Source organism: Streptomyces sp. CB02414 (assembly GCF_001905385.1).
Classification (GTDB): domain Bacteria; phylum Actinomycetota; class Actinomycetes; order Streptomycetales; family Streptomycetaceae; genus Streptomyces.
This window is the reverse complement of the sequence record NZ_LIPF01000015.1, coordinates 106133-113621: the sequence shown is the minus strand read 5'-3', so window position 1 is coordinate 113621 and position 7489 is coordinate 106133. Positions and strand designations below refer to the sequence as shown.

The following is a 7489-nucleotide window of genomic DNA, read 5'->3' as shown; positions in this document are numbered from 1 at the left end:
CTCACCTGTTCAAGCACCCAGCAGGCGTGTCACCAACGTCGCGGGACAGCACATCTAGCACCTGTTTTCGGCCGAGTTGCCTCTCAGGGGGCACCTCGGCCGGACGCTGTGCCCCGGGACCTCAAGAGTCCCTGGTGAACCGTCAGTTGCCGTGCTAACTTCGCAGGTCGGTCAGGCAACGTACCGACTCATGGGGGACAGTCGGTGGAGACAGGCGCGGGATTCGGCGGAGCCGAGGACGACTCCGGACAGGCGCGGGGACTGGCACTGCTGCTGGAGCTGACCGAGGTCCTGTGCGGATTCGGCTGCACGGAGGACGCCCAGGGGCGCGTCTATTTCGCCTCGCTGCTCGAAGGACAGCTGGGGCGTGCCGTCGACCTGCGCGGCGTCAAGCAGCGTGAGGACGTGGTCGTCCTGGTCCGCGCCGCCCTGAACGTGACGGGCGGCGAGCGCGTACTCGCCGACGTGGTGCGCATCCTCGAAGGGGGCCCCGCCGGCGACGAGGTGCTCCGGCTGGTCACCGCCGAACCGGCCTCCGCGCCTCAGGCACCGCCGGGTCCGCTCGGCCGTGACGACGAGAGCGCGGCGCGCGCCGTACTCGCCGGGGGCGAACTGCCCGCCGGAACGCTGCGCGACGACCTCGTCGAGGAACTGAGCGGCCTCGACCTGCCCACCGGCCTCCTGCCCGACCAGCTCTTCCTCCACGTACTGGCCTGGAACGCCCAGCCGGACGGCCTGCCGCCCGCCGTCCTCCTCCTCGACCGGGCGGTCCCCCTCGCCGCCGCCCACGGCCACCGTGCCGCGCTGCGCGGCTGGGTCGACGAGTGGGCCGGGCGGGCCGGACTGGCCCCCGAGCTGAAACGGCGCCGGGAGGCACGCGCGCGGACGGTGCGGGACCCGGACGTCCCCCGCTGCCTGATCGTCGCCGTCGAGCCGGCCCGCGACGGTACCGACGACGTCGTCGTGCGGCCCTGGCTCAACACCGCGCCGGGTCACTGGGACCCGCAGCCCGGAGCGCCCGCGGTGACCACCCTGGAGGACCTCGGCCCGGCCGTGGACGACGCGCTGCGGCAGGGCGCCCGGCTCTGGGGCGGGCCGCAGGAGGCCGGTGGCGGTGGACAGGGCCGGCCGCCGGCGTACGTGGAGTTCGTCCTTCCGTACGACCTCCTCAACCACGATGTGGCGAGTCTGACGTACCGGATCGGCGACGGGCGGCCGTTGCCGCTCGGGCTGAAGTACGGCGTGCACCTACGGAGTCTGGAGCGGATGCGCACCGACGACGCGCTGGTCCGGCACCAGTGGCAGGAGCGCTGGCAGGCGCTGCGGCAGCACGGGGTCGGCGTGCACGGCTGGACCAAGCCGGACGCGCGGCGGCTCGACGCGTGGCAGGCGACGCTCGCGGGGGACACCAGGCATACCGCCGTGGTGCTGGACGCCCCGGCCGGCCTCTCCGCCATGGAGGCGCTCAAGGCCGCCATAGCGGAGGGCATCGGACTGGCGGTGTGGGACCGCAGAGGGGCCTTTCCCGAGGAGCGGCGCGAAGTGGTGACGGCCGTCTTCGCGTCGGTGCCGACGCCCGGACAGATCCCGGTCGCCATCCACCGGCTGCGGCGGAGCGCCGAACTCAACCAGCAGGGCCCGGGCAGACTCCTGGGGCGGCACATCGGGTTCTTCTGGGATGATCCCACCCGAATCGTCGACATGCACACCATCGAACCCGGCGATCTCGCCGACGAGGAGGCACCGGCATGAGCACGCAGGAGCAGACGTCCCCGAACGGCTGGCGCGTGTTCCACGGCACCGGCCGGCCGCCGGCCGTCGCGCCCCCGCTGCCCCAGGCGCCGCCCTGGCGACGGTTCCTCGGCACACCGGCCCAGCCCGCCCCGCCGGACGAGCCGGAGGCGGCGGTGCGCAGGCTGGGCCCCGGCGAGGTGACCCCGCAGCTCGGCCCCGAGGAGATCGACACCGTCAACGCCGCACTGCTGCTGCGCAGGCCACTGCTGATCACCGGCCCGCCCGGCATCGGCAAGTCCACACTGGCCTACGTGATCTCCAGGGAACTGGGCCTCGGCCGGGTCCTGGAGTGGAACATCGTCAGCCGCACCACCCTGCGGGACGGGCTCTACGTCCACGACGCGATGGGCCGCGCGCAGGCCATCGCGGCCTGGCAGGCGGGCTTGCGCGGCACGGTCACCCCTGAGGTCGCGGCCGCCGCGGCGGACGAACCGGACGGCGTCAACCCGGCGGTCGTATCATCGGAACGCCAACTCCCGCCCGTACTGGGGGACTTCATCACCCTCGGCCCACTGGGCACCGCCCTGCTGCCCTACGATCGTCCCCGGGTGCTCCTCGTCGACGAACTCGACAAGAGCGACATCGACCTGCCGAACGACCTGCTGCACGTACTGGAGAACGGAAGTTATGAGGTCCCGGAGCTGGTGCGCGACGCCGCGGAGACCGCGCGCGTGCACACCAGCGATCCCGCGGGCCAGGCGCTGGTGCGGGACGGGCGCGTCGAGTGCCGGGAGTTCCCGGTCGTGGTGATCACCAGCAACGGAGAACGCGAGTTCCCCGCGGCCTTCCGCCGCCGCTGCCTGCCCCTGGAGCTGCGCACCCCCGACCACGAGCAGCTGCTCGCCCTGGTGGAGGGGCACTTGGGCGTGCGGCCCGAGGGCACCGAGGACCTGGTGGGCGAATTCGTACGACGGATCCGCTCCGGCGGCACCCACTCCCTGGATCAGCTACTCAACGCTGTCCAGATGACTACCGCGGGTGGTTTCCAGGCGGCCGGTGACGGGCGTAAGCTCGTGGAAATGCTGCTCCGCGACCTCGCGAAGGGCCGCTGAATGACCGGCTTTCCCAGGGAGCGCGCATCCGGACCGGGCGACGGTGATCCCGTATCAGGGACGTCGCCTCCGTCGGCGTTCCCCGAGTCCGTCGAAGGCGCGAACGGGTACGGAGCGGCGCCCGGCGCTGCCCCGGCCCGGCAGGCGTCCGCCCGCGACCAGCCGTACCAGGACGGGAGTGAACCGTCCGACGCGCACTGGCGGGAGGTCGCCGAGGCGGTCTGGCTCGCCGCCTACTGGAACCGGCACGGCGGCCCGGACGGCGGCCGTCCGGAACCGGAGTCCGAGCCCGCACCCGCCCGCGCGCACCCGCGTCCCCCGCGGGCGGAAACCGAGTCCGGAACCGGAGCGGAGGACGAGAGTCCGCCCGATCCGTCCGCGACCGACGGCGGCGCCGGCACCGCCGACTCCACCGCCCCCGGAACGGCCCCGCGGCCGACCACCCCCGGCACCCCCGCCGACCCCGCGCCGCCGCCCGGTCTCCACGAGGGCCCCGGCCCCCGGGATGCCGCACCCTCCCAACAGGGCACGCGACGACGGCTGTTACCCGACACGGACGGCACCTTCACGCTGCACATCGGGCGCCCGCTGCTGCCCGTCGAGGAACGCCCCCAGCCGGGTCCCGGCCGCACCACCGCGCTGCTCGCCCGCGCCCTGCACCGGCTGGCCCGGCGCATCCCCTCCCGGCACACCCTGGAGCTCGACGAGGAGGCCACCGCCGAGCAGGGCGTGTCCGACGGCCTCTGGCTGCCCTTCCTGCGGCCCGCCCGGGCCACCGCCTTCGACCTGGTGCTGCTCGTCGACGACGCCCCGACCATGCGCATCTGGCAGGAGACCTGCGCCCGCCTCACCGAGGCCGCCGAACACAGCGGCGCCTTCCGCGGCGTCCGCGCCGTCCGCGTGCACCTGCCGCGCACCGGCACCGCAACCCTGCGCCGCCCCGACGACCGCGCCCCCGCAGACCCCGCCGAACTCCTCGACGGCCGGGGCGGCCGGGTCTTCCTCGTCGTCACCGACGGGCTCGCCCACGGCTGGGCCGCCCAGGCCGCCGACGACCTGCTCGGCCGTCTCGGCCACGCCGGTCCCACGGCCCTCGTCCACCTGCTGCCGCCCCACCTGCGACACCGCACCTCCCTCTACCCGTACCAGGCGGTCCTGGAGGCGGGCGGGTTCGGCGCCCCCAACGAAGGCCTCGGCCACTGGGCGCCGCCCGGCGGCCCCGACCCGCTGCGGCCCCTGCCCGAGGCCGGCGACGGCTCACTGCCGGTGCCCGTGCTCTCCCTCAAACCCGGCTCGCTCGGCACCTGGGCCGACCTCGTCACCGGCGAGCGGGGCGTACGCCGGTCCCTGCCCGTCGTGCTCGCCGGCGCGCTCGCCAAAGGCGCGCCCGCGCCAGGCCTGCGCGCGCCCCGGCTGCCGCGCGCCGCCACCGCCGCCGTGCGCCGCTTCTTCACCCTCGCCACTCCGGCCGCACGCCGGCTCGCCACCCAACTGGCAGCCGTGCCCTTCGACTTCGATCTCGTGGAGCAGCTGCGGCGCCGCACCATGCCGGAGACCGGGCCCGACCACCTCGCCGAGATCCTCATGGGCGGGCTGATCGACTGGGACAGCGGCGGCGAGGGCCGCCCGGAGTTCGCCGACGGCGTCCGCGAGGCACTGCTCGCCACCACCACCCGCAGCCAACTCGCCCGAACCGTCAGCATGGTGGGCGAGCTGCCCGCCGCCGGCACCCGCGGCGTCGCGCTGCGCGCCGCGCTGCACGACCCGGCCGGGGCCGCCCTGCCCGACCCCGCCGAACGGGGCTGGGCACGCAGCGAACTGGCCGTGATGCGCGCCCTCTCGGGCCCCTACTCCGACCGGGCCAGGCGCATCGAACCCCGACTCTCCGGGCGCCCGCCGTCCGGTGCGGCCGAACGGGTGGGCACCGGTTTGCCCCCGGGTACACCCACTGAGGTGAACCCTGCGGGCGGCGGGGGATCATCCGGCGGCCGAGCAGGCAGGGATCCAGCGTCGAACAACGCCGACGAACCTGGAGACCCCGTGCCGCCCCTGGTAACCGACGCCACCCCACCCGAAGCCCCGGAGGCTGAGCAGCTCATGCAGAGCACCACGACCGCGACGCCCGCCATGCTGGTGAACGTGCCCCTGCGCAACACCTCGTTCGTCGGCCGGCAGGGACTGCTGACGGCCGTGGAGGAGCAACTGGGTGCCCAGGACACGGCCGCGGTCCTCCCGCACGCGCTGCACGGACTCGGCGGCGTCGGCAAGTCCCAGCTCGCCCTGGAGTACATCTACACCCACCAGCACGACTACAGGGTGATCTGCTGGATCCCCGCCGAACGCGAGAGCCTCATCCTGGCCGCGCTGGGCAACCTCGCCGCCCAGCTGGGCGTGGCCCCGTCCAGCCAGGACCGCGTGGGCGCGCCGGCCGCCAACACCGCCGTCCCCGCCGTGCTGGAGGCACTGCGCAACGGAACGCCGTTCAACGACTGGCTGCTCGTCTTCGACAACGCCGAGGACGTCGAGGCGGTACGCCAGTACTTCCCCACCAACGGGCCGGGCAAGGTCATCGTCACCTCCCGGAACCGGGCCTGGGAACGCGTGGCGACCCCGCTGCCGGTGAACGTCTTCGACCGCTCCGAGTCCATCGAGCTGCTCCAGAAGCGTTCGCCCGACCTGAGCACCGAGGACGCCGACCGGCTCGCCGAGGCCCTCGGCGACCTGCCGCTCGCCGTCGAGCAGGCCGGCGCCTGGCGCGCGGTCACCGGGATGCTCGTCGACGAGTACCTCGACCTGCTCGCCCAGCGCAGCCCCGAGATCCTGGAACTCGACCCGGCACCCGACTACCCGGTCTCCGTCGCCGCCGCCTGGGACCTCTCGCTGGAGCGCATCCAGCAGAACAACCCCGGCGCCCGCCAGCTCCTCGACATCTGCGCCAGCATGGCCCCGGAGCCCATTCCGCGCTCCATCCTCCGCGGCAGCCGGGGCGTCAGCATCACGCCCGAGGTCGACCCGCTGCTGCGCCAGTCGATCCGGCTGAACCGCGCGGTGCGCGACCTCAGCCAGTTCTCCCTCATCAGGGTCGACCCGCGCGCCGACACCCTGCAGATGCACCGCCTGCTGCAGACCGTGCTCCTGGCCAAGCTCGGCGAGGAGGAGCGCGAGCGGATGCGCGGCGCCGCCCACCAGCTGCTCTCCGCGGCCAAGCCGGGCCCGTACGGCTCCTCCCTCGAATGGCCCGCCTACCAGGCGCTGCTGCCCCACGTCCTGGCCTCGCAGGCCGTGAGCAGCTCCGACACCTGGGTGCGGGACCTGGTCGCCGACACCGTCTGGTTCCTCTACTACTGGGGCGACCACGAGGGTGCCGCGGACTTCGCGCGGGAGGCCTGGAACCGCTGGCTCGCGGCCTCCGGCGAGGAGGACATCCACGTCGTCCGCATGACGAAGAGCTTCTCCTTCCTGCTGCGGCAGACCGGGCAGGTGCCCGAGTCGATCCCGCTGATCGAGAAGGCGCTGGAGACCTCCCGCCGGCTGGAGGTCGAACCGGAGGAACTCATCGACTCCCTGTGCGAGATGGCCGACGCCCGCCGCTACCAGGGCCGGCTGGAGGAGGGACGGAGCGTCAGCCGGGAGGCCACCGAACTGGCCCGGTCCCTCTTCGGCACCGACGACCCCGCCACCCTGCGGGCGACGCACTCGTGGGGCGTCGACCTCCGGCTGGTCGGGGAGTTCCGCGAGGCGCTGCCGCTGGACCAGGAGAACGCCCGGCTGCGCGACCTGCTGTTCGGCCCGGCCAGCTTCTTCACCCTCAACACCCTCAACGGCCTGGCCATCGACATGCGCGAGGGCGGCGACTACCCCGGCGCCCGCGACTTCCAGGAGGACGTGTACCAGCGGGCCCGCACCGCGTTCGGCGACGAGCACCCGCTCACCCTGCGCATCGCCCGCAACCTCGCGGTCTGCCGGCGCCGCGACGGGGCGGTCGACAAGGCGGCCAAGCTCACCGAGGAGACGCTGCGGCGCTTCGTCAACCGGTACGGCAGCGACCACTTCGACTCGCTGGCGACCGCGACCAACCTCTCCGTCGACCGGCGTCTCGCCGGCGACCTCGACAGCTCGCGGCAGCTCGCCGAGGACACCGTCCGGCGCTACGAGCAGCGGCTCGGCGCCAACCACCTGTGCACCCTGCTGACCCGGGCCAACCTGGCTGCCACGCTGCGGAGCCTCGGCGCCCTGGACAGCGCGCAGGAGGAGGAGGACGACGCGGCCCGCCGGCTGGCCGAGACGGTGGGGGAGCGGCACATCACCACGCTGACCACCGCCATCGGACAGGCCAGCACGGCCTACGCCCGGCTGGACTTCGACCGGGCCCGCGAGATCGACGAGGCCAACCTGCCGCTGCTCGCCGAGGTCGCCGGCGAGGACCACCCGCTCACCCTCGCCTGCACCGCCAACCTCGCGCTCGACCTGCGGGGCCTGGGCCGCGGCGCGGAGGCGGACGAACTGGAGCGCCGGGCGGTCGAGGGCTTCACCGAGAAGGTCCGCGCCGACCACCCCTGGCTCACCGCCGCACGCCGCCGCCGGCGCATCGAGTGCGACATGGCTCCGATGCCGCTGTAGCCTCCGGCGGTCGGGCGGGGTGC

General features: G+C 74.1%; 3 protein-coding genes. All 3 read left to right on the top strand.

The window, feature by feature from the left end:
• Window positions 1-204: 204 nt before the first annotated feature.
• The 3 genes from AMK11_RS35250 to fxsT are packed head-to-tail and all read left to right on the top strand — an operon-like array spanning window position 205 to window position 7466.
• On the top strand, window positions 205-1752 hold the full coding sequence (locus AMK11_RS35250; protein ID WP_073732210.1) for a VMAP-C domain-containing protein: 1548 nt from the start codon (window positions 205-207) through the stop codon (window positions 1750-1752).
• Window positions 1749-2846, top strand: coding sequence for an AAA family ATPase (locus tag AMK11_RS35245; protein WP_073732209.1), 1098 nt, complete (start codon window positions 1749-1751; stop codon window positions 2844-2846). Before AMK11_RS35250 ends, AMK11_RS35245 begins: the two co-directional genes overlap by 4 nt.
• Window positions 2847-7466 (top strand): FxSxx-COOH system tetratricopeptide repeat protein, encoded by a 4620-nt coding sequence (gene fxsT, locus AMK11_RS35240; protein WP_073732208.1) that lies wholly within the window; start codon window positions 2847-2849, stop codon window positions 7464-7466.
• Window positions 7467-7489: the final 23 nt, after the last annotated feature.